Annotated in this window: 24 protein-coding genes; 12 read left to right on the top strand and 12 right to left on the bottom strand. The window is 66.7% G+C overall.

What is annotated here, in order from left to right; genetic code table 11:
• The first annotated feature begins 116 nt into the window (after positions 1–116).
• Positions 117–914 carry a phosphatase PAP2 family protein gene (locus AC2JAJ_RS10920; protein ID WP_221383483.1) on the top strand — a complete coding sequence of 266 codons (798 nt, stop codon included), beginning with the start codon at positions 117–119 and terminating at the stop codon, positions 912–914.
• A 20-nt stretch (positions 915–934) separates the two neighbouring features.
• Here the strand turns inward: AC2JAJ_RS10920 and AC2JAJ_RS10925 are convergent, their stop codons facing one another.
• On the bottom strand, positions 935–1252 hold the full coding sequence (locus tag AC2JAJ_RS10925) for a MerR family transcriptional regulator (RefSeq protein ID WP_221383482.1): 318 nt from the start codon (positions 1250–1252) through the stop codon (positions 935–937).
• 142 nt (positions 1253–1394) lie between these two features.
• Here AC2JAJ_RS10925 and AC2JAJ_RS10930 point away from each other — a divergent pair, with 142 nt between their 5' ends.
• The 4 genes from AC2JAJ_RS10930 (at position 1395) to AC2JAJ_RS10945 (ending at position 4290) form a co-directional block, all read left to right on the top strand.
• Positions 1395–1820, top strand: coding sequence for an Hsp20/alpha crystallin family protein (locus tag AC2JAJ_RS10930; protein WP_221383731.1), 426 nt, complete (start codon positions 1395–1397; stop codon positions 1818–1820).
• A 73-nt stretch (positions 1821–1893) separates the two neighbouring features.
• Entirely contained in the window at positions 1894–2247 is a 354-nt protein-coding gene (locus AC2JAJ_RS10935) for a J domain-containing protein (RefSeq protein ID WP_221383481.1), read from the top strand.
• A 23-nt stretch (positions 2248–2270) separates the two neighbouring features.
• On the top strand, positions 2271–2648 hold the full coding sequence (locus AC2JAJ_RS10940) for a hypothetical protein (RefSeq protein ID WP_221383480.1): 378 nt from the start codon (positions 2271–2273) through the stop codon (positions 2646–2648).
• A 97-nt stretch (positions 2649–2745) separates the two neighbouring features.
• Positions 2746–4290 (top strand): glycoside hydrolase family 1 protein, encoded by a 1545-nt coding sequence (locus tag AC2JAJ_RS10945; protein ID WP_486415860.1) that lies wholly within the window; start codon positions 2746–2748, stop codon positions 4288–4290.
• Positions 4291–4328: 38 nt separating this feature from the next.
• On the opposite strand, the gene AC2JAJ_RS10950 is transcribed toward AC2JAJ_RS10945, so the two are convergent.
• Together AC2JAJ_RS10950 and AC2JAJ_RS10955 are read right to left on the bottom strand one after the other, a co-directional pair.
• Entirely contained in the window at positions 4329–5429 is a 1101-nt protein-coding gene (locus AC2JAJ_RS10950) for an App1 family protein phosphatidate phosphatase (protein WP_374226130.1), read from the bottom strand.
• Positions 5429–6160, bottom strand: a complete 732-nt coding sequence (locus AC2JAJ_RS10955; RefSeq protein WP_486415859.1) for a DUF72 domain-containing protein — start codon at positions 6158–6160, stop codon at positions 5429–5431. The genes AC2JAJ_RS10950 and AC2JAJ_RS10955 overlap by 1 nt, the downstream gene beginning before the upstream one ends.
• A 63-nt stretch (positions 6161–6223) precedes the next feature.
• On the opposite strand from AC2JAJ_RS10955, the gene AC2JAJ_RS10960 reads away from it, so the two are divergent.
• From AC2JAJ_RS10960 to AC2JAJ_RS10970, 3 genes are all read left to right on the top strand, one after another.
• Complete coding sequence (locus AC2JAJ_RS10960) at positions 6224–8032, top strand: glycoside hydrolase family 15 protein (RefSeq protein WP_501053113.1); 1809 nt, start codon at positions 6224–6226, stop codon at positions 8030–8032.
• A gap of 114 nt (positions 8033–8146) precedes the next feature.
• The gene (locus AC2JAJ_RS10965) at positions 8147–8458 is read left to right on the top strand and encodes a hypothetical protein (protein ID WP_221383476.1); all 312 of its coding nucleotides are present in this window, start codon (positions 8147–8149) and stop codon (positions 8456–8458) included.
• On the top strand, positions 8458–9168 hold the full coding sequence (locus AC2JAJ_RS10970) for an HAD-IA family hydrolase (protein ID WP_501053114.1): 711 nt from the start codon (positions 8458–8460) through the stop codon (positions 9166–9168). Before AC2JAJ_RS10965 ends, AC2JAJ_RS10970 begins: the two co-directional genes overlap by 1 nt.
• Positions 9169–9199: 31 nt before the next feature.
• On the opposite strand, the gene AC2JAJ_RS10975 is transcribed toward AC2JAJ_RS10970, so the two are convergent.
• Complete coding sequence (locus AC2JAJ_RS10975; RefSeq protein ID WP_486415857.1) at positions 9200–9448, bottom strand: hypothetical protein; 249 nt, start codon at positions 9446–9448, stop codon at positions 9200–9202.
• Positions 9449–9606: 158 nt separating this feature from the next.
• On the opposite strand from AC2JAJ_RS10975, the gene AC2JAJ_RS10980 reads away from it, so the two are divergent.
• Positions 9607–10788 (top strand): zinc-dependent alcohol dehydrogenase, encoded by a 1182-nt coding sequence (locus tag AC2JAJ_RS10980; RefSeq protein WP_221383473.1) that lies wholly within the window; start codon positions 9607–9609, stop codon positions 10786–10788.
• A gap of 80 nt (positions 10789–10868) precedes the next feature.
• Here the strand turns inward: AC2JAJ_RS10980 and AC2JAJ_RS10985 are convergent, their stop codons facing one another.
• Genes AC2JAJ_RS10985 through AC2JAJ_RS11000 form a run of 4 tightly spaced genes read right to left on the bottom strand, consistent with a single transcriptional unit; the run spans position 10869 to position 16057 of the window.
• Positions 10869–11681 carry a bifunctional allantoicase/(S)-ureidoglycine aminohydrolase gene (locus AC2JAJ_RS10985; protein WP_221383472.1) on the bottom strand — a complete coding sequence of 271 codons (813 nt, stop codon included), beginning with the start codon at positions 11679–11681 and terminating at the stop codon, positions 10869–10871.
• A gap of 14 nt (positions 11682–11695) precedes the next feature.
• The gene (locus AC2JAJ_RS10990) at positions 11696–12970 is read right to left on the bottom strand and encodes a DUF6986 family protein (protein WP_486415856.1); all 1275 of its coding nucleotides are present in this window, start codon (positions 12968–12970) and stop codon (positions 11696–11698) included.
• Between the two features lies 1 nt (position 12971).
• Entirely contained in the window at positions 12972–14570 is a 1599-nt protein-coding gene (gene aceB / locus AC2JAJ_RS10995; RefSeq protein ID WP_486415855.1) for a malate synthase A, read from the bottom strand.
• Between the two features lie 35 nt (positions 14571–14605).
• The gene (locus AC2JAJ_RS11000; RefSeq protein WP_486415854.1) at positions 14606–16057 is read right to left on the bottom strand and encodes an NAD-dependent malic enzyme; all 1452 of its coding nucleotides are present in this window, start codon (positions 16055–16057) and stop codon (positions 14606–14608) included.
• Positions 16058–16277: 220 nt separating this feature from the next.
• On the opposite strand from AC2JAJ_RS11000, the gene AC2JAJ_RS11005 reads away from it, so the two are divergent.
• Positions 16278–17033, top strand: coding sequence for an IclR family transcriptional regulator (locus tag AC2JAJ_RS11005; RefSeq protein ID WP_221383468.1), 756 nt, complete (start codon positions 16278–16280; stop codon positions 17031–17033).
• A 92-nt stretch (positions 17034–17125) separates the two neighbouring features.
• On the opposite strand, the gene AC2JAJ_RS11010 is transcribed toward AC2JAJ_RS11005, so the two are convergent.
• Positions 17126–18631 (bottom strand): nucleobase:cation symporter-2 family protein, encoded by a 1506-nt coding sequence (locus AC2JAJ_RS11010; RefSeq protein WP_221383467.1) that lies wholly within the window; start codon positions 18629–18631, stop codon positions 17126–17128.
• 134 nt (positions 18632–18765) lie between these two features.
• On the bottom strand, positions 18766–19680 hold the full coding sequence (gene pucL / locus AC2JAJ_RS11015; protein WP_221383466.1) for a factor-independent urate hydroxylase: 915 nt from the start codon (positions 19678–19680) through the stop codon (positions 18766–18768).
• 355 nt (positions 19681–20035) lie between these two features.
• On the opposite strand from pucL, the gene AC2JAJ_RS11020 reads away from it, so the two are divergent.
• Positions 20036–20218, top strand: a complete 183-nt coding sequence (locus tag AC2JAJ_RS11020; RefSeq protein WP_501053115.1) for a hypothetical protein — start codon at positions 20036–20038, stop codon at positions 20216–20218.
• Positions 20219–20232: 14 nt separating this feature from the next.
• On the opposite strand, the gene ligD is transcribed toward AC2JAJ_RS11020, so the two are convergent.
• Positions 20233–21474 (bottom strand): non-homologous end-joining DNA ligase, encoded by a 1242-nt coding sequence (ligD, locus tag AC2JAJ_RS11025; RefSeq protein ID WP_486415852.1) that lies wholly within the window; start codon positions 21472–21474, stop codon positions 20233–20235.
• Between the two features lie 31 nt (positions 21475–21505).
• The gene (locus AC2JAJ_RS11030) at positions 21506–22870 is read right to left on the bottom strand and encodes an 8-oxoguanine deaminase (RefSeq protein WP_486415851.1); all 1365 of its coding nucleotides are present in this window, start codon (positions 22868–22870) and stop codon (positions 21506–21508) included.
• A gap of 412 nt (positions 22871–23282) precedes the next feature.
• On the opposite strand from AC2JAJ_RS11030, the gene AC2JAJ_RS11035 reads away from it, so the two are divergent.
• Positions 23283–23777, top strand: coding sequence for a nucleoside deaminase (locus AC2JAJ_RS11035; RefSeq protein WP_221383463.1), 495 nt, complete (start codon positions 23283–23285; stop codon positions 23775–23777).
• The last annotated feature ends 3 nt before the right edge of the window (positions 23778–23780 follow it).

Genomic DNA, 23780 nt, shown 5'->3' on the forward strand with positions numbered 1-23780 from the left:
CGGGGCCGCTCCAGCGGCCCGCAGCCGCTGGGATGGCCGCCGGGTGGAGTGGATGGCGTCCGGGCCGGATAATGTTCACCCTAGGCAATCAATACGGCGCAGGGACGGGCAGCACTTTGGCACATGAATCGGCAGGCTCCGGAAGCCCGGAGAAGAACAGCGGCTGGTGGCGCACCTTCCACGACAAGTTCGTGGTGGAGGAGCGCTACGTGGATCCGGCCGACCGGCGCCGGCTGTACCGGGCGTCAGTCATCCTGGCCGTGGTGGGGGTGGCGCTGTTCATCAGCACGCTGATCAGCGTGGTTCAGGCGGACGGCCTCTCGTCGGCCGACATCCCCGTGCGCGACTGGCTGCTCGCCGAGCGTTCCGACGCCGTCACGGCGGCCATGATTTTCCTGGCGGTGGTCTTCGGTCCCGTGGTCCTGCCCATCATTGTGCTGGTGGTCATCGTGGCATGGAGCATTGCAGCCAAGCATGCATGGCGTCCCATCCTGCTCGCCTCGGCCATGCTCAGCGGCGTGGTCATCTCGCAGATCATCCTCCAGATCGTCCGGCGTTCCCGGCCGCCGGTGGACCAGATGCTCTTCGGCGTGGACCAGACCTTTTCATTTCCGTCCGGCCACGTCCTGGGTGCGTGCGATTTCCTGTTGGTGGGGACCTTCCTGATCTTCTCGCGGCGCAGGAACAACCGCGCCGCAGTACTGGGCTTCATCGGCGCCGGAGTCGGCATCGTGCTGGCTGCCGTGAGCCGCCTTTACCTGGGCTACCACTGGCTCAGCGATGCGCTGGCTTCCTTCTCCCTGTCGCTGCTCATCCTCGGTGGCGTGATTGCCCTCGACACCTGGCGCACGGCCAGGATCCCGGGGGAAGCGATCACGGGAGAGCTGTCCAAAGCGGAGTCTCCGCGGGACTGAGCTGGTCCCTGTCCGCGGGGCTACTCAGGCTGTGACCGTGCGCGTTTGAGGGCGCGGTGCAGCTTCAGGTTCGCAGCCTCCAGTTCCAATACTTTGGCGACGCCGGCAAGGTTGAGTCCCTGCTCCAGGAGTTCCCCGATCCGCAGCAGCACGGCAATGTCATCGTCGCTGTACTGCCGCGTGCCCCCCGCGGTGCGCGAGGGCGTCAGCAGCCCCTTGGTCTCGTACAGCCGGATGTTCTGCTGTCCGGTTCCCGTGAGTTCGGCCGCTACTGAGATGGCATACAGGGCGCGTGAGCCGGGAGGCCTGGGCCCCCGGCCGGCGGCAGATTCGGCCATATCGTCTCCTCCGAAATTCGTGCCTGCTGTCTCTTGCTTCAGTTTCCCACGGGTGCTATAAAAAATCTATATCCACCACCATAGATTCTGGCTGGTGGGTAGGAGCAGATCCGGCACCTGGAAGTTTAAGGAGTGGGAAATGATGTTGATGCGTACGGACCCGTTCCGTGAGCTGGACCGGCTCACGCAGCAGGTCTTCGGGACTGCGGCCCGGCCGGCCGCCATGCCCATGGACGCGTGGCAGGAGGACGGCGAATTCGTCGTGGCGTTCGACCTCCCCGGAGTGAAGATGGATTCCCTGGACCTGAACGTTGAACGCAATGTCCTCACCGTGCGTGCCGAACGCCAGGATCCAACCCAGCCCAATGTGGAGCTGGTGGCCGCGGAGCGTCCGCGCGGCGTCTTCAGCCGGCAGCTGATCCTCGGCGACACCCTGGACACGGAGAAGATCAAGGCAAGCTACGACCAGGGGGTCCTGACCTTGCGGATTCCCGTCGCCGAGCAGGCCAAGCCGCGCAAGATCGAGATCCAGACGCAGCAGGGCCAGCGGCAGGAAATCGGAACCTAGCCGGGGCGGCTGCAGGAAGCCTGCGCCGGGCGGGGCAACAAGCCGCTCCGCCCGGCACCACGGGAGGGCCGGGATGAGCGACAAGGGCGACTACTACAGCATTCTGGGCGTGGGTGCCGATGCCACGCAGCAGGAGATCGCGCGCGCCTACCGGGCCCTCATGAGAAGCCATCATCCGGACATGGACAGCAGCCTGGGCCAGGCAAACGGAACCGGCCAGGAACCCGCGCAGGAGGCCGAACTCCTCAGGATCATGCAGGCGTTCAGCGTGCTGCGTGACCCGGAGCGCCGCGCCGCCTACGACAGGAAGCTGAATTCATCGGCACCCATCATCATTCCCGTCCGGCACGGACCCGGCCGCAGCGAACCGTCCGGACCAGCGATCCGCGTGACGCCGGTCCGCTGGGAAAGCGGCCCCTGGGCCTGACACACCCCGAGGAGGACAACCGCATGAGCGACTGGCGCCGCTACGACTCGCCCCTGATCCCGGCCTTCCATGAGCGCTTTGAACAGCGCTGGGGCAAGGGCACCGCCCCCTTCCTGGACCCCGAGGCACATGAAGAGCCGCTGCCGCGTGCCCAATGGATCAACCCGGCAACAGGCGCCGCACTGGCCGTAGTGCCGGTCTGGACGGCGGAGGACACGCAGCAGCGCTCCTTCGGGGTGTTCTACCTTCCGCCCGCGGGTGACATTTGGATGCTGCGGCCTGGGTACACCGGCTACCTTGAACCGTCCGACGGCGACACTGAGCACCTGGTGACCCTGCGCAACGACGCCTTCCGCAAGGCCGTGGCACATGCGAAGGAGTTCCTGTTCGGCTCCCAGTAGGCGCCGGAGGGGCGCCGCGGAGATTCTCCTCGTAAGCTGCCCTCCGCTGTGCCATTGTGGGACGTACTCCAATTACCGTCACAAAGGCTGAACCTCCATGCACATCTCCGCCAAGGACCTCGCAGCACTCATCCCCCAGGGGTTCACGCTTGGCGTCGCCACCGCAGCATTCCAGATCGAGGGGGCACTGGACGAGGATGGCCGCGGGCCGGCGGGCTGGGACGTCTTCGCCGCCAGGCCCGGGGCCATCGTGGACGGGCACAGCCCGGTAGTGGCCACCGACCACTACCACCGCATGCCGCAGGATGTCGCACTCCTGAAGCAGTTGGGCGTGGACTCCTACAGGTTCTCCTTCTCCTGGCCGCGCATCCAGCCCGGCGGAACCGGTCCGGCCAACCGGGCCGGCCTGGCCTTCTATGACCGGCTCCTGGACGAGCTCCTGGACAACGGCATCTCGCCCATGGCCACGATCTACCACTGGGACACGCCCCTGGAACTGGACGAAGCCGGCGGCTGGATGAACCGGGACACCGCCTACCGCCTGGGGGAGTACGCCGCCTTGGTGGCGGAGGCGTTCGGGGACAGGGTAGCCCGCTGGGTGACCATCAACGAGCCGGCCACCGTGAGCGCCAACGGTTACTCATTCGGGCTGCACTCACCGGGCAAGGAGTTGGCCCTGGGGGCTTTTCCCACGGTCCACCACCAGTTGCTGGGCCACGGACTCGCCGTGCAGGCCCTTCGCGCGGCGCGCGTGCCCGGCGAGATTGGCATGACGAACGTCTACTCGCCCATGGTGCCGAATTCGATCAATCCCCTGGACAAGATCAGTGCCGGGCTGATGGACCTGGGACAGAACCGGCTCTACGCGGACCCGGTCCTCACGGGCAAGTACCCGGACCTCATCCGTGCCGCCAAGTTCTTCAGCTCCTTCGAGCACCCTGAGGAGGACATGGAAATCATCTCCCAGCCGCTGGACTTCTACGGGCTCAACTACTACATGCCCACCAAAGTGGCGGCGGGGCCGGGCGGCGGCGCGGTGCCGTCGAGCATGGCGGAGGCCATGGGCAGCGACCTCACCGCCACGGGCAGCGGTGCAACCCCGTTCCATTTGGAGACCTGGCCGGAGGCGGACATCACCGCCTACGGCTGGCCCGTCAAGCCGGAGTACATGGCGGTCGCGCTCAAGGAGATGGCCGAACGCTACCCCAACCTTCCGCCCGTGATCATCACCGAAGGCGGAGCGAGCTTCGAGGACATCATTGTGCGGGACAAGTCCACCAACACCAGGTTCATCCCGGACGAGCGCCGGCTCAAGTACATCTCAGACCACCTCGAAACCGCCCTGCGGGCCACGGCCCCGGGCGGTGAGGCCGCGTCCGTGGACCTGCGCGGCTACTATGTGTGGTCATTCCTGGACAACTTCGAGTGGTCCGCCGGCTACAACCAGCCGTTCGGCCTCCTGCACGTTGACTTCGAGACGCTGGAGCGGACGCCCAAGGCCTCCTATTTCTGGTTCCAGGAGCTCATTGAGGAACGGAACCTCGCGGCAGCGGCGGACGCCGCGATTGCGCAGGCGGCGGTTCCGGAGGTCCTTGCAAGTGAAGCGCCCGACGACGGCGCTGCCCTGGGTGCCAGCGCCTAGGTCAGGCGTGGTGCAGGGCGGGCGGTTGTGGGCCAGGTTCAGAGCAGGTCGAGCATCGCCAGCTGTTTGGCGATGCCGGCGCCGTCCGGCGAGTAGATCCACGGCACCCGGGACGTGGTGTGGTCGCCGTCCTCGGAGTGCCCGCCGGCGAACACCGACTCACTGATGGACAGCTGCCGGATGGCGATGGCCGCCACCTTGTCCGGATTCTGCGCGGCAAAGGCTGAGTAGATCGCTTCATCGTGCTGGCCGTTGTCGCCAATCAGGAGCCACCGCATGTCCGGGAACTCCTGCGAGAGCCGCTCCAGGTTGCGGTGCTTGTGTTCCTGGCCGCTGCGGAACCAGCGGTCCTGGGTCAGCCCCCAGTCCGTCAGCAGCAGCGCGCCCTTGGGGTACATGTTGCGGTTGAGGAACCGCGCCAGGGTGGGTGCGGCGTTCCAGGGCCCGGTAGACAGGTAGATGACCGGGGTTTCGGGGTGCTCAATGGTCAGCCGGTCCAGCAGCACTGCCATCCCGGGCGTGGCCATCCGCGCCCGCTCGCTGAGCACGAAGGTGTTCCAGAGGGCAAGGAAGGGCCGCGGGAGGGCGGTCACCATGACGGTGTCATCGATGTCCGAGACGATCCCGAACTTCACGTCCGGGGCGATCACCTGGATCAGGGCCTCGGCGGGCTCCGTTCCCTCCGCCCGCAAGACTGCTGTGTGCCAGCCGGGCGACAGCTGGACATCCACTTCCGTGTCGATCAGGCCGCCGCGGTCCGCCGTGACGTGGGTGACGGTGCCGTCGATGGTGATTTCGACGTCGCTGTACTGCAGCGGCACGCTGGTAAAGGCCCGCCAGCCGCGGATGTTCTGGTTGCCGTTCCTTGCTTCGTGTTCGGCCTTGCTGCCCGGCGCCGGCTTCCGCGTCAGCAGTACCCGTCCCAGCACCCGCACCCGGGTGGTGGAGCCGTAGCCCTGGTAGGCGATGGTCTGGGGAACGAAGTTCCAGCGTTGGGCCAGCTGGATCCGCACGTCGTTGACGGCGTCGGAGAGCCTGTGGGCCAGCCGGAAGACCTGGTTTCCCGAGAGCGCATTATCCATGGCACCACTCTGCCACAGGGTGCGGCGGAGCCCGCTGCAGGCGGTGTTCCGTGGCATCAGCCGTCTCCAAGGAGGCGCTTCAAAGTCTCCGCGTTGCGCACGGCGTTGCCGCCGCCGTCGTTATTGAAGTACGCGTAGACGTCAAGGCCCCCGCCCGCCCACTCCCTGATCCGGTCCGCCCACCAGTGCAGGTCCGCGTCCGAATACGACCCGCCGTACAGGTGCTGCTGGTCCGGCCCGTGCAGCCGGACATAGGCGAAAGGGGCTGTTGTGCGCAGCGTGCAGGGAAGGTTGGCGCCGCTCATGATGCAGTAGGCGGCCTGGTGGCGTTCCAGCAGCGCAAACACCTCGGGGCTTTCCCACGTGGGGTGCCGGAATTCCACGGCCACCCTGATCCAGGACGGAACCGCCGCCAGGAAGTAGTCCAGCCTCGCGTCATCCCGGGCCAACTGCGGCGGCAACTGGACCAGCAGCACGGCCCTTTTGTCGCCGAGCTCATGCCAGCACCGGGCAATGCGCTCCACCCAAACCTCCGGGGAGTACAGCTTCCGGGCGTGGGTCAGCCCCCTCGGAGCCTTGACGGACATGCTGAACCCGGGCGGCAGGCGCCTGTTCCAGCCGGCGAAGGTCGTATCGCGCGGCCACCGGTAGAAGCTGGCATTCAGTTCCACGGTGTCGAACCGGGAGACATAGCACTGCAGCCTGTCCCGGACGGGCAGCCCCGGCGGGTACAGGACGTTTTCCCAATGGTCGTAGCTCCAGCCGGAGGTGCCGATGTGGATTGCCATTTGCCTCAGGCTACACCCGCAATTTCCCCCTCCCGCGGCACCTGTGTGTGGCAGGGTAATGACATGGCGCGAATTGAGGACTACGCGGTGGTGGGCGACCTTCAAACCGGAGCCCTGGTCAGCAAGGAAGGCTCAATCGACTGGCTCTGCCTGCCACGGTTCGATTCGCCGGCCTGCTTCAATGCGCTGCTGGACACTCCAGATGCGGGCCGCTGGCTGCTTGCGCCCGAAGGCGGCGGCACCTGCACCCGGCGCGGCTACCGTGACGGCAGCCTGATCCTTGACACGGAATGGGAAACGCCCGAGGGGACGGTCCGGGTCACCGACTTCATGCCGCCGCGTGACTCCGTGGCCGACATCGTCCGGATCGTGGAGGGGATCAGCGGCACCGTCAGGATGCACGGCGAGCTGACCCTGCGGTTCGATTACGGGCACATCGTCCCCTGGGTCCGCCGGGACAAGTATGGCCTGCACGCGATCGCCGGACCGGACGCGGTCTACTTCGTTACCCCTGCGCCCCTGCACGGCGAGAACATGCATACGTTCAGCGACTTCACCGTCAAGGCAGGGGAGAAGGTGCCGTTCGTCCTCACCTGGGCGCCCAGCCACGTGGGGCGTCCTGTCACCGTGGAGGCCGAAAAGGTCCTGGAGAGCACGTTTGCGTTCTGGCGCGGGTGGGCTTCCCAATGCACGTTCCAGGGGCAGTACCAGGAAGCGGTGGTGCGTTCCCTCGTCACGCTGAAGGCGCTGACCTACGGCCCCACGGGCGGAATCGTCGCAGCCGTCACCACCTCTTTGCCGGAGCAGCCCGGAGGACAGCGCAACTGGGACTACCGCTACTGCTGGCTGAGGGATGCCACCATGACGCTGCAGGCCCTGCTGGCGGCAGGCTACACGGCGGAGGCTGCCGCCTGGCGGGACTGGCTGCTGCGGGCCGTGGCCGGTGACCCTGCCGACCTGCAGATCATGTACGGGATCCACGGTGAGCGGCGGCTGCCCGAGATGGAGCTGAGCTGGCTGAAAGGCTACGAGAATTCGACCCCCGTGCGCATCGGGAACGCGGCGGCGGAACAGTTCCAGCTGGATGTCTGGGGCGAGGTGCTCGACTGCCTCGCCCTGACGCGCAACTCGCTGCTCAAACACACCGACGAGGCCTGGGACGTGCAGGTGGCCCTGATGGAACACCTCGAAACCATCTGGGACCAGCCGGACAACGGGCTCTGGGAAATGCGGGGCCCGCGCAGGCACTTCACCCATTCGAAAGTCATGGCCTGGGTGGCGGCCGACCGCATGGTGAAGGGGGTGCGTGAATCCGGCCTGCCTGGTCCCGTGGAGCGGTGGGAGGCGCTGCGGGACACGATCCGTGAAGACATCATGGCCAACGGTTTCGATGCGGAACGCAACACGTTCCTTCAGTCCTACGGCCGTCCCGAGCTGGACGCCAGCCTGCTGCTGATCCCCCGGGTGGGGTTCCTGCCGCCCGACGACCCCCGGGTGGTCGGGACCATCGAGGCCATCCAGCAGGAGCTGACCCAGGACGGTTTCGTGCTGCGCTACCGGCCGGAGAAGAGCGACGACGGCCTGCCGGGTGATGAGGGTGTCTTCCTGGCCTGCTCGTTCTGGCTGGTGGAGGCGCTCCTGGGTGCGGGCCGGCGGGAAGAGTCCAGGGAGCTCTTCGAGCGCCTGCTGGAACTGCGGAACGACGTGGGGCTGCTCAGTGAGGAATGGGCAGTGAAGGCCCGGCGCCAGCTGGGCAACACACCCCAGGCCTTCAGTCACTTCGCCCTTGTGACTAGCGCTCTTGAGCTGCATCAGGATACGGTTCGGCGCAGTGATACCCCCATTCCGCCGGACAGGGTGGATTCGCGCTGAGGCGGCGCGGGTCGGGGCTGGAACTTCTCCTTCGCGGAATAGATAAGTATACTTACCAACACCTCACGGCGTGTTCCCAAGCATCGCGCCGTGATTGACCGAGGAGTGATAGCAATGGCCGGACATTTTGAGCTCGTGGACGCCCCCGACGGCGGTTACCGCCTCAGGATGCTGGACGGGGCCGGTAACCTGATGGCCATCTCAGTGACTTTTCCAACCAAGAGGGCGGCTGTCGCCGGCGTAGCCATGGCGCGCGAAATTGCCGGCACCGGCCTGATCCGGGACAAGAGCCACGACGGTGCGGGCTCTGTCATCCGTGACCGCGTGCGGCCTGTCAGCGTTCCCAAGGAGGAAGCGGCGAGGCGCAAGAAGGTGCCTGCGGCACACAAGAAATTGCCCACGGCGCGTGGGGCGGTAGTGGGCTGATGGCCGCCGCACCACCCCCTGGCGGCCGCCGCCGGGGGGTTCTCTTTGACGTCGACGGGACGCTGATCGATTCGTCCTACCTCCACACCCTCTCGTGGTGGGGTGCGTTCCGGCAGTACGGCTACGATGTGCCCATGGCCAACATCCACCACTTCGTGGGGATGGGCGGAGCCAGGCTCGTGGACAACCTGCTCCCTGACGGCCGGGACCGTTCCGAGGATGAGGACATTATGGCCAGCCATGGGGCGCTGTATGCCTCGCACTGGCCTTCCCTTCGGCCGTTCGACGGCGTGAAGGACCTCCTGGGCCAATGCCACGCCGGCGGCCTGGTGGTGGCGCTCGCCTCATCGGCCCGCGAGAAGGACCTCCAGGTGATGCGACAGGTGCTGGATGCCGATGCCTTCATCGATGCTGCCACCAGCGCCAATGACGCGGCGGAAAGCAAGCCGGCCCCCGACATCCTCCAGGCGGCGCTGGACGCCGTCGGCGTGGACGCCGGGGACGCTGTCTATGTGGGGGACGCGGTCTGGGACATGAAGGCAGCCGCGGCGCTGGGCATCCCTTCGATTGGGCTGACCTGCGGGGGAATCAACGCGGCAGAACTCCGGGATGCCGGGGCCGCCGAGGTCTACAGCGGCCCCCGCGACTTGCTGGACAACCTTGGCTCCAGCGTGATCGGCCGGCTCCTGGCCCTGCAGCCGAACCCCTGAGGACCGCCGGCTTGCCCTGGAGCGGCTGGCCTTAGAGCGGCTGGCCGCCCGGCACCTGGCCCTCGCCGCCTGCCGCCGCGGGCTTGGCCCAGGACACGGCCACCTTGACGGACCCGTCGTCGTTCCGCTCGACGTCGGTGACGATATCCGCGGCGGCCGCGCCCATCTCGCTGATCCGGGTGCGGTAGGTGTTCACCAGCTCCACCAGGCTGGCTTCGGTCCACTCGCCCGGCCGCATGCGCGTGGAGATCTCGACTGGTTCCGGCTGGTACAGCGACATGGTGTTCCTCTTTCGTTCGCAATCCGGTCATGCCTGGGTACGTGGCCCTTCCAACGCTAGAAGCAGCGGCCACGGACCACAAGTATTTGATCAGCATGCTTACTTTTCCTGCGAAAAGCAGATAGCGTCGAAGGACACTCTGCAACGAAAGGGAGACTGTGAAAGCACTGACGTGGCAAGGAAAACGGTCGGTAAGTGTGGAAGAAGTGCCCGATCCGGTCATCCAGGAACCGACGGATGCGATCATCCGGATCACGTCCACCGCCATCTGCGGCTCGGACCTGCACCTGTACGAAGTCCTGGGCCCCTACATGCACAAAGGCGACGTGATCGGCCACGAGCCGATGGGCATCGTGGAGGAGGTGGGCAGTGGCGTCTCCAACCTCCGCAAGGGCGACCGCGTGGTGGTCCCGTTCAACATCTCCTGCGGCTCCTGCTTCATGTGCAAGCAAGGCCTGCAGTCCCAGTGTGAAACCACCCAGGTGCGGGAGAAAGGCTCGGGCGCGGCGCTCTTTGGCTACTCCGAACTCTACGGCTCCGTCCCTGGCGGCCAAGCTGAGTACCTGCGCGTGCCGCACGCCGACTACGGCCCGGTCAAGGTGGGCAGCGAGCTTCCGGACGAGCGGTACCTGTTCCTCTCGGACATCCTTCCCACCGCCTGGCAGGCCGTGGAATACGCGAACGTTCCGGCGGGCGGAACCCTGACCGTGTTCGGTTTGGGACCCGTGGGCCAGTTCGCCGGCCGGATCGGCGTGCACCAGGGCTTCCGCGTGATCGGCGTCGACCCCGTCCCCGAACGCCGCGCCATGGCTGCCCGGCACGGTGTGGAAACGCTGGACTACAGCAAAACCATCGGCGATGAACTCCGGGAGATGACCGGCGGGCGAGGCCCGGACGCGGTGGTTGACGCCGTCGGAATGGAAGCCCACGGCTCGCCCGTGGCCGGTTTCGCCCACCAGGCGCTGGGGCTCCTGCCGGACAAGCTGGCGCAGAAGGCGATGGAGACCGGCGGGGTGGACCGCCTGGCCGCGCTGCACGCCTCCATCGACGCTGTGCGCCGGGGCGGCACGCTCTCGCTGAGCGGCGTGTACGGGGGACAGGCCAGCCCCATGCCGATGCTCACCATGTTCGACAAGCAACTCCAGGTGCGGATGGGCCAGTGCAACGTGCGGCGCTGGACAGACCAGCTGCTGCCGCTGGTGGAGGACGACGCCGATCCGCTGGGTGTGATGGACCTGGTCACCCACCGCTCCAACCTCGACGGTGCGCCGGCACTCTACGAGAAGTTCCAGAAGAAGGAAGACGGCTGCATCAAGGTGGTCCTCAACCCGGCGGCCTGAGCCGCTAAACCAGCAGCAGGCGCCGTTATGGAGGTCCATAACGGCGCCTGCTGTTGTGTCACGCTGGGCCTGCGGAAAGCCTAGGTCAGCTTCACCTGGCGGTTCATGTCCTTGTACAGCAGGTAGCGGAACTCGCCCGGGCCGCCGGCATAGCAGGCCTGCGGGCAGAAGGCGCGCAGCCACATGAAGTCGCCGGCCTCCACCTCAACCCAGTCGTTGTTCAGCAGGTACATGGCCTTGCCCTCCAGGACGTACAGGCCGTGTTCCATCACGTGGGTCTCCGGGAACGGGATGACGCCGCCGGGCTGGAACGTCACGATGTTCACCTGCATGTCGTGCGCCAGGTCGTTGGAGTCCGTGAAGCGGGTGGTCTTCCAGACGTCGTTGGTGTCCGGCATGGACGTGGGTTCAACGTCCTTTTCGTTCGTGACGAAGGACTTGGCTTCGTACCCCTCAAGGCGCTCGTAGGCCTTCCGGATCCAGTGGAAGGACACAACGTCGTCAGAGACGTTCTCCAGGCCCCACTCTGCACCGGCAGCCAAGTAGGCGTAGCCGCCTTCCTCGAGCTGGTGCAGTTCGCCGTCGAGGGTGAGGTTGACCTTGCCCCGGGTGACGAAGACGACGCCTTCCACGCCGGCCTCGAATTCGGCCTTGGGGGCGCCGCCGCCCGGGCCGATCTCAACGATCAGCTGGGAGAACGTGGTGGCGAAGCCCGAGATGGGGCGGGCAATGATCCAGGAGCGGGTGTTGGTGAAGCCGGGCAGGTTGGACGTGACGATGTCCGTCATCACGCCCTTCGGGATCACCGTGTACGCCTCGGTGACGATGGCCCGCTCGGTGGTGAGGTGGGTCTGCGGCGGCAGTCCGCCGCTGGGGGAGTAGTACTTGCCCATCAAAGATCCTTTGCTTAGGAGTTGGAAGTGGTGGCGAGCCGGGGGTGCGCCAGCCCCGTGAGCTGGGGAATTCCGACGCCGGCAAGCGCCTGGACTTCCTCGGCACCGACGGCGCCGCACTGGACCCCGCGAAGAACGAAGGCGGCCAGCGCTCGGGCGGTGGCGGGCTCGTCCATGACGCCGCCTTCGGTGCGCTCCACGTAGTTGCGCAGGCGGGCGGCGGCGGCCGGCAGGCCCTCGCGGTAGAAGGCGTAGGTGGCGGCAAAGCGGCTGGGCAGCTGGGCGTGGTGCAGGTCCCAGCCCTGGTAATAGCCGCGCTCCAATGACCGCCGGACCAGGCGGCCGTGCAGCTGCCAGGCGTTCTCCACGTTGTCACCCACCGGGATGATGTTGGTGGAGCCGTCGGAGAGCCGGATCCCGGTCCCGGCCACGGCCAGCTGCATGACTTCCTTGGCGAAGTCGGCCACCGGGTGCTCCATGGACTGGTACTCGGCGGAGATCTGCAGGGATGCCGAGTAGTCGTACGTGCCGTAGTGCAGGCCGCTGATGCGCCCGGGCACGGCGTGCGGCAGCTGCGCCACCGGGGACGTTCCTTCCGGACCCAGGATCAGCTGCGGCGTTTCCACCTGGACTTCGAAGCGGAGCCGGCCCGTCGGCAGCGAGTGGACCTCCTCCAGCCGGGACACCGCGTAGTCCATGGCCTTCACCTGGGCCACGGTGGTTACCTTGGGCAGGGTCAGGACCAGTCCCTCGGGCAGCTCGCCGGCTGCGGCGAGGCCGGAGACGAACAGGTCCAGTGTCCGCAGGCCACGCGCGCGGGTGGCCGATTCGAAGCATTTGAAGCGGATACCGATGAACGGGGGAGCCGAGCCCGCCGCGACTGCGGCTGCCACTGTGGACGCCGCAGCAACCGCGGCGGCGTCCTCGGCGTCGTCGCCCCTGTCCCCGAAGCCGTCCTCAAAGTCCAGGCGCAGGTCCTCGATCGGTTCCGTGGCCAGCTTGGCGGCCACGCGGGAGGCGACGGCCCCGGCGAGGCCCGCTTCCTGGCCCAGGAGCAGGCCCAGCTTTTCGAAGCCGCCGTGGGCTTCCGCGGTCGCCGCCGCCTGGGCGCCCCAGTCGGCGGCGAACGACGGCGTGAAACGGTCCGCGGGCACGTACACGGTGTGCACGGGCTGGCGGGAGCCGTCGTCACCCGGGTAGTTCCGCTCCAGGAGCCGGTCCGTGGCGGCCAGTTGCCCATCAATGGATGCGAGGTCCCCCGCCGAGAGCGAGGGCTTGGGTGCTGTCATCTCAGTCCACCAGTTCGTAGGCCGGAGTGGTGAGGAAGTCCGTGTAGTCGTCGGAGAGGCAGATGTCCGCGATCAGTTCGCTGGCCGGCTGGTAGTAGCGGCGGAAGGCCTCGTCACCGAATTCGGTGCGGAGGCGTTCGGTCTCCTCGGCCAGGATCTTTTCCACCAGTTCCCTGGTCACCGTGTTGCCGGTGTCGGCCAGGATCGACTTGTTGCGGATCTGCTGCCATACCTGCGAGCGGGAGATCTCCGCCGTGGCGGCGTCCTCCATCAGGTTGTGGATGGCCACGGCGCCGTTTCCGGACAGCCACACGGAGGTGTAGGCGACGGCGACATACAGGTTCAGTCGGAGGCCCGCCTCGGTGACCTGGCCGTCGGCGGACTGGACGTCAAGCAGCTGTTCCGCGGTGACCGATACTTCCGGGCGTTGCTTGTCCACCTGGTTCGGCTTGTCACCGAGCACGGAGTCGAAGACTTCCCGGCAGGTGGGGACCAGGTCCGGGTGGGCAACCCAGGAGCCGTCGAAGCCGTCGTTTGCCTCGCGGGTCTTGTCCGCACGCACCTTCTCGAAAGCGGCCGCGGTGACCTCGGGGTGGCGGCGGTTGGGGATGACCGCTGCCATGCCGCCCATGGCGAAGGCGCCGCGCTTGTGGCAGGTTTTGACCAGCAGCTCGGTGTAGGCGCGCATGAACGGGGCGGTCATCACCACGGAGGCCCGGTCCGGCAGGACGAATTCCTCGCCGGCATCGCGGAAGTACTTGATGATGCTGAAAAGGTAGTCCCAGCGGCCGGCGTTCAGGCCGGAGGCGTGGTCCCGCAGTTCGTAGAGGATCTCATCCATCTCGAAGGCGGCGGGGATGGTTTCAATCAGGACCGTGGCCCGGATGGTGCCCTGGTTCAGGCCGAGGTAGTCCTGGGCGAAGACGAAGACGTCGTTCCACAGCCGGGCTTCAAGATGGCTCTCCATCTTGGGCAGGTAGTAGTACGGGCCCTGGCCGTTCAGCACCAGCTGCTTGGCGATGTGGAAGAAGTGCAGGCCAAAGTCCACCAGCGCACCAACGGCGGGCTCGCCGTTGACGAGGAGGTGCTTTTCCTGCATGTGCCAGCCGCGGGGGCGGGCCACCACGACGGCGAGCGGCGCGTCCGTGCGAAGCCGGTACTCCTTGCCCTCATCCGAGGTGTAGCTGAGGGTGCCCTGGGCGGCATCCCTCAGGTTCAGGATGGCGTCGATGACGTTGGCCCAGGTGGGTGTGCTGGCGTCCTCGAGGTCCGCCAGCCACACCTTGGCGCCGGAGTTCAGGGCATTGATGGCCATCTTTGCCGGGGACGCAGGCCCGGTCATCTCCACCCGGCGGTCCTGCAAGGCTGCCGGGGCGGGCGCAACTTTCCAGTCGCCGTCGCGCACGTCCTTGGTCTCCGGCAGGAAGTCCAGCTTGCCGGTCTCTGCCACGCGCTGCCGCTTGGCGGAGCGGGCCGCCAGGAGCTCGTTGCGGGTGCCTGCGAAGCGGGTGTGGAGTTCCTCCAGGAAGGCCAGTGCCTTCGGGGTGAGGATCTCCTCCGCGCGGGCGATGGGCCGGGGATCTGTGACGGTGATGGCCATTTCTGGTCCTTTCCTTTGGCTGGAAGTCGGGCGGGTCAGGCGGAGGCGAGTGCCGGCACTGATTCCTTGGCAGAGTCGGCCGGTTCGGCAGCCGTTGCAACGTTTGAGGCATGGGCCGCAGCCGCGACGGCAGCCGCGACGTCCGCGGTCACGTGCGGGTCGAAAATGCTCGGGATGATGTAGCTCGCATTGAGCTCATTATCATTCACCCGGTTGGCGATTGCCTCTGCGGCGGCCACCAGCATGTCCGGCGTGATGTCGCTTGCCCCGGCGTCCAGGAGTCCGCGGAAGAGCCCGGGGAAGGCCAGGACGTTGTTGATCTGGTTGGGGAAGTCGCTGCGGCCGGTGGCCACGACGGCGGCGTGCCGGGAGGCAACTGCCGGGTCCACCTCGGGGGTGGGGTTGGCCATGGCGAACACAATGGCGTCCTTGGCCATGGAGGCAACGTGCTCTTCCCCGAGGATGTTCGGGGCGGAGACGCCGATGAAGACGTCGGCGCCCACCAGGGCCTCGTGCAGGCTGCCGGAGAAACTTTCCTCGTTGGTGTTGTCAGCGATCCAGGTGCGGTGGGAATCACTGTAGGTTTCGCCCTTGTGGATGGCGCCGGAGCGGCCCGCGGCCACGATGTGCCGGGCGCCCTGGGCCTTGAGCAGCTGGATGATGGCGGAACCGGCGGCGCCGACCCCGGACACCACGATCTTGACGTCGGCGATCTTCTTGCCCACCACGCGCAGGGCGTTGACCAGGGCGGCCAGGGTCACGATGGCGGTGCCGTGCTGGTCGTCGTGGAAGACCGGAATGTCCAGTTCCTCGCGCAGGCGGGCCTCGATCTCGAAGCAGCGCGGAGCGGCGATGTCCTCCAGGTTCACGCCCCCGAAGACGGGTGCAAGCAGCTTGACGGTGCGGATGATTTCCTCGGTGTCCTGGGTGTCCAGGCAGACGGGCCATGCGTCCACGTTGGCGAACTGTTTGAAGAGGGCGGCTTTGCCCTCCATGACCGGCAGGGCGGCGGCGGGGCCGATGTTGCCCAGGCCCAGCACTGCGGAACCGTCGGTGACCACAGCGACGGTGTTGCGCTTGACGGTCAGGTTGCGGGCGGCTGCGGGATCCTCGGCAATGGCCAGGCAGACGCGCGCGACGCCGGGGGTGTAGGCGCGGGACAGATCGTCCCGGTTGCGGAGCGGCACCTTGGGGACGACTTCGAGCTTTCCGCCCAGGTGCATCAGGAAGGTGCGGTCCGAGACGTGCTGGACCGTGACGCCGTCGAGGGCGTTAAGGGCGTCCTTGACGCGCTCAGCGTGGGCGTCGTCAGTGGTGTTGCAGGTGACGTCCACGACGAGGGTTTCGTGGTGGGACTCTGTGACGTCCAGCGCGGTGATGGCAGCGCCTGCTGCTCCCACGGCTGCGGCAAGCTCGCTGGTGGCGGTGAAGCTTGACGGTGCTTCCACGCGCAGGGTGATCGAATTTCCGGGGCTGGGGTTCGCCATTGAATGTCCTCCTGTTGGGCCTTGACCGGCTTCTGCCGTATCCGAATCTTTTCGTATTATGGATATTATTATCTACTTTATGGAAATACAAGCCCTTCGAATGTGACCGGCGGCCATCCGTCGCCGCGGCGCGCGCCGTGCTGTATGTTGGGTGTTCTAAGCAACTCTTTTCACGATGCGGATAAGAGTTGTCGGATTCCGAGCCATAGGAGACAACGGAATGGCAGAAAAAGCCTCTGGCGGGGTTCAGTCGGTGGAACGCGTCTTCGAGCTGCTGGAGCTCATCACCGATGCCGGCGGCGACGTCACGCTCAGCGAGCTCTCCTCGTCCACGGACCTCCCGCTGCCCACCATCCACCGCCTGCTGCGCACCCTGGTGTCGCTGGGCTACATCCGGCAGCTGCCCAACCGGCGCTACGCCCTGGGGCCGCGCCTCATCCGGCTGGGTGAAGGCGCCAACAAGCAGCTCGGCGCACTGGCCCGCCCGCAGCTGAAGACCCTGGTGGACCGGCTGGGGGAGACCTCCAACATGGCCGTGCTGGACTCGGACATGGTGATCTACGTGGCCCAGGTGCCTTCGCTGCACTCGATGCGCATGTTCACCGAGGTGGGCCGGCGCGCCCATACCCACGCCACCGGCGTCGGCAAGGCCATCCTCGCCCAGCTCGACGACGACACGGTCCGCGGCATCGTTGCCCGCGCGGGTATGCCCACCCCCACGCCCAAGAGCATTGGCGACGTCGAAGAGCTCCTCGCCGACCTGAAGCTCATCCGGGAGCGGGGCTACTCCATTGACGAGGAGGAGCAGGAGCTGGGCGTCCGCTGCTTCGCCATGGCCGTGCCCAACGCCCCCACGCCGACGGCGATTTCGGTCTCCGGCCCCGTCTCGCGGGTGGATGAGGACTTTGCCGACAAGGCCGTTCCGATCCTTCGGGAAGCTGCCGAAGCCATCTCGCGCGAGCTGAACCGCACCTAGGGCACCCGCGCGGCCCGGACTGCCATAACCACGCGCGACGGCGGCCCCTTCCTTTCGGGAGGGGCCGCCGTCGTGCGCCCATTGCGGAAGTGTCAGTGCTCTGACGCCTTCTCGGCTGACTGGATGGGCACTTCCTTGCCGTCGCAGTCGATGAGCTTACCGTTTTCAAAACGGTCGCCCTCTGCCAGGCAGCGGAGGTCCTCGGCGCGGACCAGCCGCTCGGTGCCCGCGACGAACACCGACTGGTTGTCCGAATTGCCGGCGCGGAGGTGGTTGAACAGCAGGTTCAGCAGGATGGCCATGACGGCGGCGGAGCTGATGCCCGAGTGGAAGATGGTGCCGAACCAGGAGGGGAACTGGTCGTAGAACGCCGGGGCGGCGATGGGGATCATCCCGAAGCCGATGGAGGCTGCCACCACGATCAGGTTCATGTTGTTCTTGTAGTCCACCTTGGACAGCGTCCGGATGCCGCTGGCCGCGACAGTGCCGAAGAGCACGACGCCGGCGCCGCCCAGGACGGGCGTCGGCACCGCCGCGACCACCCGGCCCAGGACGGGCAGCAGGCCCAGGACCACCAGGATCACGCCGCCGGCACTGACCACGAACCGGCTCTTGACGCCCGTAATGGCCACCAGGCCGACGTTCTGTGCGAAGGCGCTCTGGGTGAAGGAATTGAAGAGCGGGGAGACGGCACTGGAGAGCATGTCAGCACGCAGGCCGTTGCCGATCCGCTTCGAGTCCACCTTGGTGCCCACGATCTCGCCCACGGCGATGATATCCGCGGACGTTTCGGTGAGGGTCACCAGGATGACGATCAGCATGGAGATGATGGCCGCGACTTCAAACGTGGGCGGTCCGAAGGCGAAGGGGGTGGGGAAGGCGACGATTTCGCCCTGGCCCACCTTGGAAAAGTCGGCCATGCCGAAGACGACTGCGATGAGCGTGCCGAGGACCATGGCGAGCAGGATGGACAGCCGCGAGATGGCGGCGCTGCCCACCTTGCTCAGGAGCAGGACGATGCCCATGGTGGCCGCGGCCAAACCGATGTTGGCCACGCTGCCGTAGTTGGGCGCCTTGCTGTTGCCGCCCATGGCCCAGTTGGCGGCGACCGGCATCAGCGTCAGGCCGATGGTGGTGATCACCGTTCCGGTCACTACCGGCGGGAAGAACCTGATGATTTTCGAGAACAGGGGGGTGATCAGCAGGCCGATCAGGGAGGCTGCGATAACCGATCCGAAGACGGCCTGGATCCCGCCGCCGCCGTGGACGATGGCCACCATCGTGGAAACACCGGCGAAGGAGACGCCCTGGACCAGCGGCAGTTGCGATCCGAAGAAGGGGACGCCGACGGTCTGCAGGATGGTTGCGAGGCCGCCGACGAAGAGGCAGGCCGCGATGAGGAGGCCGATGTCCTGGGAGTTCATTCCCGCGGCGGCGCCGATGATCAGTGGCGGGGCGATGATGCCGCCGTACATGGTGAGGACGTGCTGGAAGCCGTAGGCGAACGTGCTTCCAATCGGGAGCCGCTGGTCCTCCGGGCGGGCCGGCTGGGTGCCTTTTGCGGCGGCCGCGGTGGCCGGTTTCCTTCTGATGTTCATGGCAGACTTTCTGGGTTCATGGCAGACGTCATCGTCTGGCTAACGTTGTCTGGCTAACAGGTGAAGCTGTGGGGTGACCCCGACGGGCCCAGCCGCCAAAGGTGGTTGGGCCCGTCGAAACCTGGTGTCGTGCTTTAGCAGAAGCCGGCGATGCCCGACCAGGCGGCCGGGGCCGCCGTAGCGTCCTCGCGCTGGACGGTGGCCTCGATCAGTCCGTACGGGCGGTCTGCCGCGAAGAAGACCTCGTTCGGGTTGTCCAGGCCGAACGGGGAGAGGTCCACCAGGAAGTGGTGCTTGTTCGGCATGGAGAACTTGATCTCATCGATCTCGCTGTGGGCCTCAAGGACCTTGGTGCCCATGTCGAACAGGGTCTGCTGCAGGGCGTGCGAGTACTTCTCGGTGAAGCCTTCGAGCAGGAGTCCCTTGACGTCGTCGTAGCTCTTGTTGAAGTCCAGGGTGCTGAAGTCGGTGCCGGTCTTGAAGCGCCAGCGCGCTGAAACGTCAGTGGCCAGGATGCGGTCGGTGGTCTCGGGCAGCGTGGTGTAGCGGTCCCTGGGGTAGCCGACGAAGCCGGACTGGGTGGACTTCAGGACGGTCAGGTCCTTCAGCCCGGAGACCAGGTGGCTGGTGGCACCGTCGCGGACCAGGACGGCGGTGCGGACTTCCTGGCCGTTCCGGACGAACGAGTGGTCGTGTTCGCTGCCGTGGGCCTGGATGCGGTTCCAGGCGTAGGACTCGGCCTCCCAGCGGCCGCCGGTGACCCAGTCGAAGCTGGAGGTGAAGTGCTCGCCGAGCCGCAGCAGGAATGCTTCCGGCGAGCCGATGCCGTCGCGGGCGAAGGCGTAGATGGTGTTTTTCTGGGTGTCCGTGGCCACCACGTGGGCGTTGTCGCCCTCCAGGTGGGCCGCGGCGAAGTCGCCCCGCAGTTGCGAGGTGACGTTCAGGTCCTCGATCTCGTGGCGGTTCGTGTCCCTGGTGATCTTGACGACGCGGACTTCGGCCTTGCCGTACTGGTTTTCGCCGAGGATGATCTTGCTGCTCATGGTCATTTCCCAATCTCCGGTAAGTGGAACCAAGGTTCCATCACTGAAATTAAGCGCGCATTTCAAGCGCGTTTCCGGTGGAGCCGACCCAACAAAAAAGAGCCGGCATCCATTGATGCCAGCTCATTACGACCCTGCCTGCTGCTCCCAGGTTACGTGACCTGCGCCACGAGTTGCCTAAAAGCGTACCCCTGGAAGCCGGTGGTGTACATCACAAGGCGAAAATTCATTTTGTGACTGCCCTGCCGCCCGGCGTTGGCGGCACCTATTGACGGTCCCCCCATCTCGCCCGTACTCTTTTCGTATAGCAAAATTTAGTTTCCACAATATGAAACAGCGCTTAGACAACGAGGAGGATCAGATGTACCAGCAGGACAGGGCACCCGTCGCACCGCAGCCACCCGCCGCACCTTCAGCCCAGGAGTTCTATCTCCCCCTCGGCGGCGGCACGGATCCGGACTTCTACGTACCGGAGGACCGGGTCCATGAACCCAGCCGCTTCTCGCGCTGGATGCACGCGCTTCCCGGCTTCGGCCGCCGCTGACGCCAGCCCTCCAGTCAGTCCCCGGCGGCGGCCCATTCCTTGCCGGCCCACGGGTCGTAGTCCGCAATCAGCTCCTCCTGGGCCGGGCGCTTAGTCTCCGGAACGTGCTGCAGGTTGACCCGCACCCGGTACCAGAGCGAACTGGACCCGCGCATCCCGTCCACCATGACGTCGGCGGGACTCAGGGACGGGGTGACGGCGGCGTGCCGGGACTTCCACTCCTCCAGGGCCGCGAGGGCTTCCGGCTTGGTCCGGGTGCGCGCCACTTCAATCAGTGGCATCACTGACTGCCTGCGGCCGGATCCGTTTCCGGCGCGCGGCGCCTTTTCCGCCGGGCCCAGTTCCTTGGCCAGCGCCAGCAGCCCGTCCAGCGAACCCACGGCGCCATCAATGCCCGCGTGGGCATCGCCCGACTCCGCGAACCGCTTGAGCACGGTAGGAACGGTGAACTGTTCCGGGCGGATGGTGCGTACTTCGCCCCAGGCCAGCGGTGTTGAGACCCGGGCGTCAGGCAGCGGCCGGATCGAGTAGGCGGAGGCCACGGTCCGGTCCTTGGCGTTCTGGTTGAAGTCCACGAATACGCTCTCGCCGCGCTCCTCCTTCCACCACCGCGCCGTGGCGAGGCCGGGGGCGCGGTTCTCCACCTCCCGCGCGAGCGCTTCCGCGGCGAGCCGCACGTCGCGGTAGGACCACCGGGGTGCGATGCGCACCAGGATGTGGAGCCCGCGCGACCCGCTGGTCTTGGGCCAGCCCACCAGCCCCACATCATGGAGCACCTCCTGCGCCACGTACGCGACGTCCACGATCTGCGACCAGTCCACGCCCGGCATCGGATCCAGGTCCACGCGGAGCTCGTCCGGATGTTCCAGGTCCTCGGCGCGGACCGGGTGCGGATTGAGGTCCAGGCAGCCCAGGTTCACCACCCAGGCAAGGCCCGCGGCGTCCCGGATGACAGCTTCCTCGGCCGATGTTCCGGAGGCGTAGTGCAGGGTGGTGGTGTCGATGAACGGCGGATGGTTCTCCGGGACGCGCTTCTGGAAGAACGGCTCGGCGTCGATCCCCTTCGGGAACCGCTTGAGCACCATGGGCCTGCCGCCCGCCCCGCGCAGCGCACCGTCCGCGACGGCAAGATAGTAGCGCACCAGGTCCAGCTTGGTCAGCCCTGGTTCGGGGAACACCACTTTGTCCGGGCTCGAGATCCGGACTTCCTCACCATCGATGTCCAGGATCTCGGCCGGCGTCTTTGATGGAGTCATGGCGCCACGCTAGCAGCGGGGTGGATGCCTGTCAGCCGTTGACCAGCCGGTATGCGGCGGCGGAGTGCTCCGCGATCAGGCCTGCGACGTCGAGTCCCGGTATCCGGCCGTCCACCACCCGCCAGTGTCCGCCCACCATTACCCGGTCTGCCCGGTCGGCCGCGCACAGAAGCAGCGCCGCAATGGGGTCGTGGCTGCCGGAGAACCGCAGGTCGTCGAGCTTGAAGAGGGCCAGGTCCGCCTGCATGCCCGGCGCCAGCTGTCCCAGTCCCGGCCGGCCCAGGACCGCGGCGGACCCGCGGGTTGCCCACGCGAGCGCCCGCTCCACCGGAACGTCCGCGCCGTAGCGCAGCCGCTGGAGGTAGAGCGCCTGCCGCGCTTCGAGGATCATGTTGGAGGCATCGTTCGACGCCGAGCCGTCCACCCCCAGCCCCACCGGGACTCCCGCGTCCTCCAGTTCCAGGACGCGGGCAGTGCCCGACGCGAGGCGCATGTTGGAGGTTGGGCAGTGTGCGACGGCGGTCCCGGCCGCCCCGAGTTGGCTGATCTCGGCGTCGCTGAAGTGGATGCCGTGCCCCAGCCAGGTGCGGTCCGTCAGCCAGCCGACACTGTCCAAATAGTCCACGGTCCGCAGCCCGAACATCTCCCGGCAGAAGTCCTCCTCGTCCAGCGTCTCGGCCAGGTGGGTATGCAGCCGGACGTCGAGCCGCTCGGCGAGGGCGGCACTCTCGGCCATGATCTCCTTCGTCACCGAGAATGGCGAGCACGGCGCCAGGGCGATCTGGATCGCGGCGTCGTCACCGCGCTCGTGGTACTGGCGGACCAACCGTTCGCTGTCCGCCAGCACCACCTCCGGGTCCTGCACCGTGGACTGCGGCGGCAGGCCGCCGTCGTCCGTTCCCAGCGTCATGGACCCGCGGGTGAGCGTTGCCCGCATGCCCAGCCGGCGCACCGCTGCCACTTCGATGTCGATCGCATCCTCGAGGCCCGCCGGAAAGAGGTAGTGGTGGTCGGCGGCTGTGGTGCAGCCCGAAAGCAGCAGTTCGGCCAGTGCAACGGTGGTGGCGAGTTCGAGGTCCTTTGGCGTGAGCCGTGCCCATACCGGGTACAGGTTCTGCAGCCAGGGGAACAGCGGGGCGTTGGCCACGGGTCCCCAGGCGCGGGTGAGGGTCTGGTAGAAGTGGTGGTGGGTGTTGATCAGGCCCGGCAGCAGCACGTGGCTGCCGGCGTCGAACGTCTCCTCGCAGGGTGCGGACGGCCGCTGCCCGGCTGCGAGGACTTCAGTGATGGCGCCGCCGCTGACCACCACCCCGCCGGACGCGTCAAGGGAGTTGGCGGTGAACGCGGCCAGGGGGTTCCGGATCCAGAGCCGGGATGCGGGGGTGGGCTGGTGCATGTGGATGTCCTGTTCTGAGCAAAGGGGCAGTTAATCCAGCTCAGTGAGGCCCTGTCTGCTGATCCAGGTCGCCGCCGTGCCCGAAGAACCGCGGGCCGCGGGTCCGATGACAGTAGCCAGCCCGTGGGCGGCGGGTCAACGCCGGCGGAATGTGACCGGCGGCCCGGGGAAGGGCGGTGAAGGGCCCGAAACATTGATTTCACATGGCGAAAGAAAATTTCCAGAAAACTATGGCGTGGCCCACAAAGCGGTGCTAATCTCAATTCTGCCAAAGGCGGGCACCCGAACCCGGGAAGCTATCTACCAGGCGCAACTTAACCTTCACAGCACATGCTGAAGCCTGGTAACCGTTCGCACCTGGTTCTACTGGTCCTGCACGGCAACAGGCTTCCCGGCAAAAGGAAGTCGCATCATGAGTACCACCGTCACGGCCGAACAGTTTTTGGCCAGATCCATCCGGCTGGCAACGGCCAACGTCCTCAACAGCGGCGGGCCCTTCGGCGCCATGATCGTCACCGCGGACGGCACAACCTTCGACGGCGTCAACCGCGTCACCGCGGACAACGATCCCACCGCCCACGCAGAAGTCACCGCCATCCGCACCGCCTGCCGCGAACTGGGCACCTTCGACCTGAGCGGCGCAACCCTCTACACGAGCTGCGAGCCATGCCCCATGTGCCTGGCCTCCGCACTCTGGGCCCGCGTGGACCGGGTGGTCTACGCGGCGGACCGGCACGACGCCGCCTCGGTCGGCTTCGACGACGCCGTCTTCTACGAATACTTCGAAAACCAGGACAGGGACTCCCTGATGCCGGTCTCCAAGCTGGAACTGGGCGATCCCCAGGCCCCGGCGCCGCTGGAGCCGTTCAACACCTGGAACACGCTCGAATCCAGGATCGACTACTAGGCC

It is taken from the genome of Arthrobacter sp. MOO21 (genome assembly GCF_057369995.2).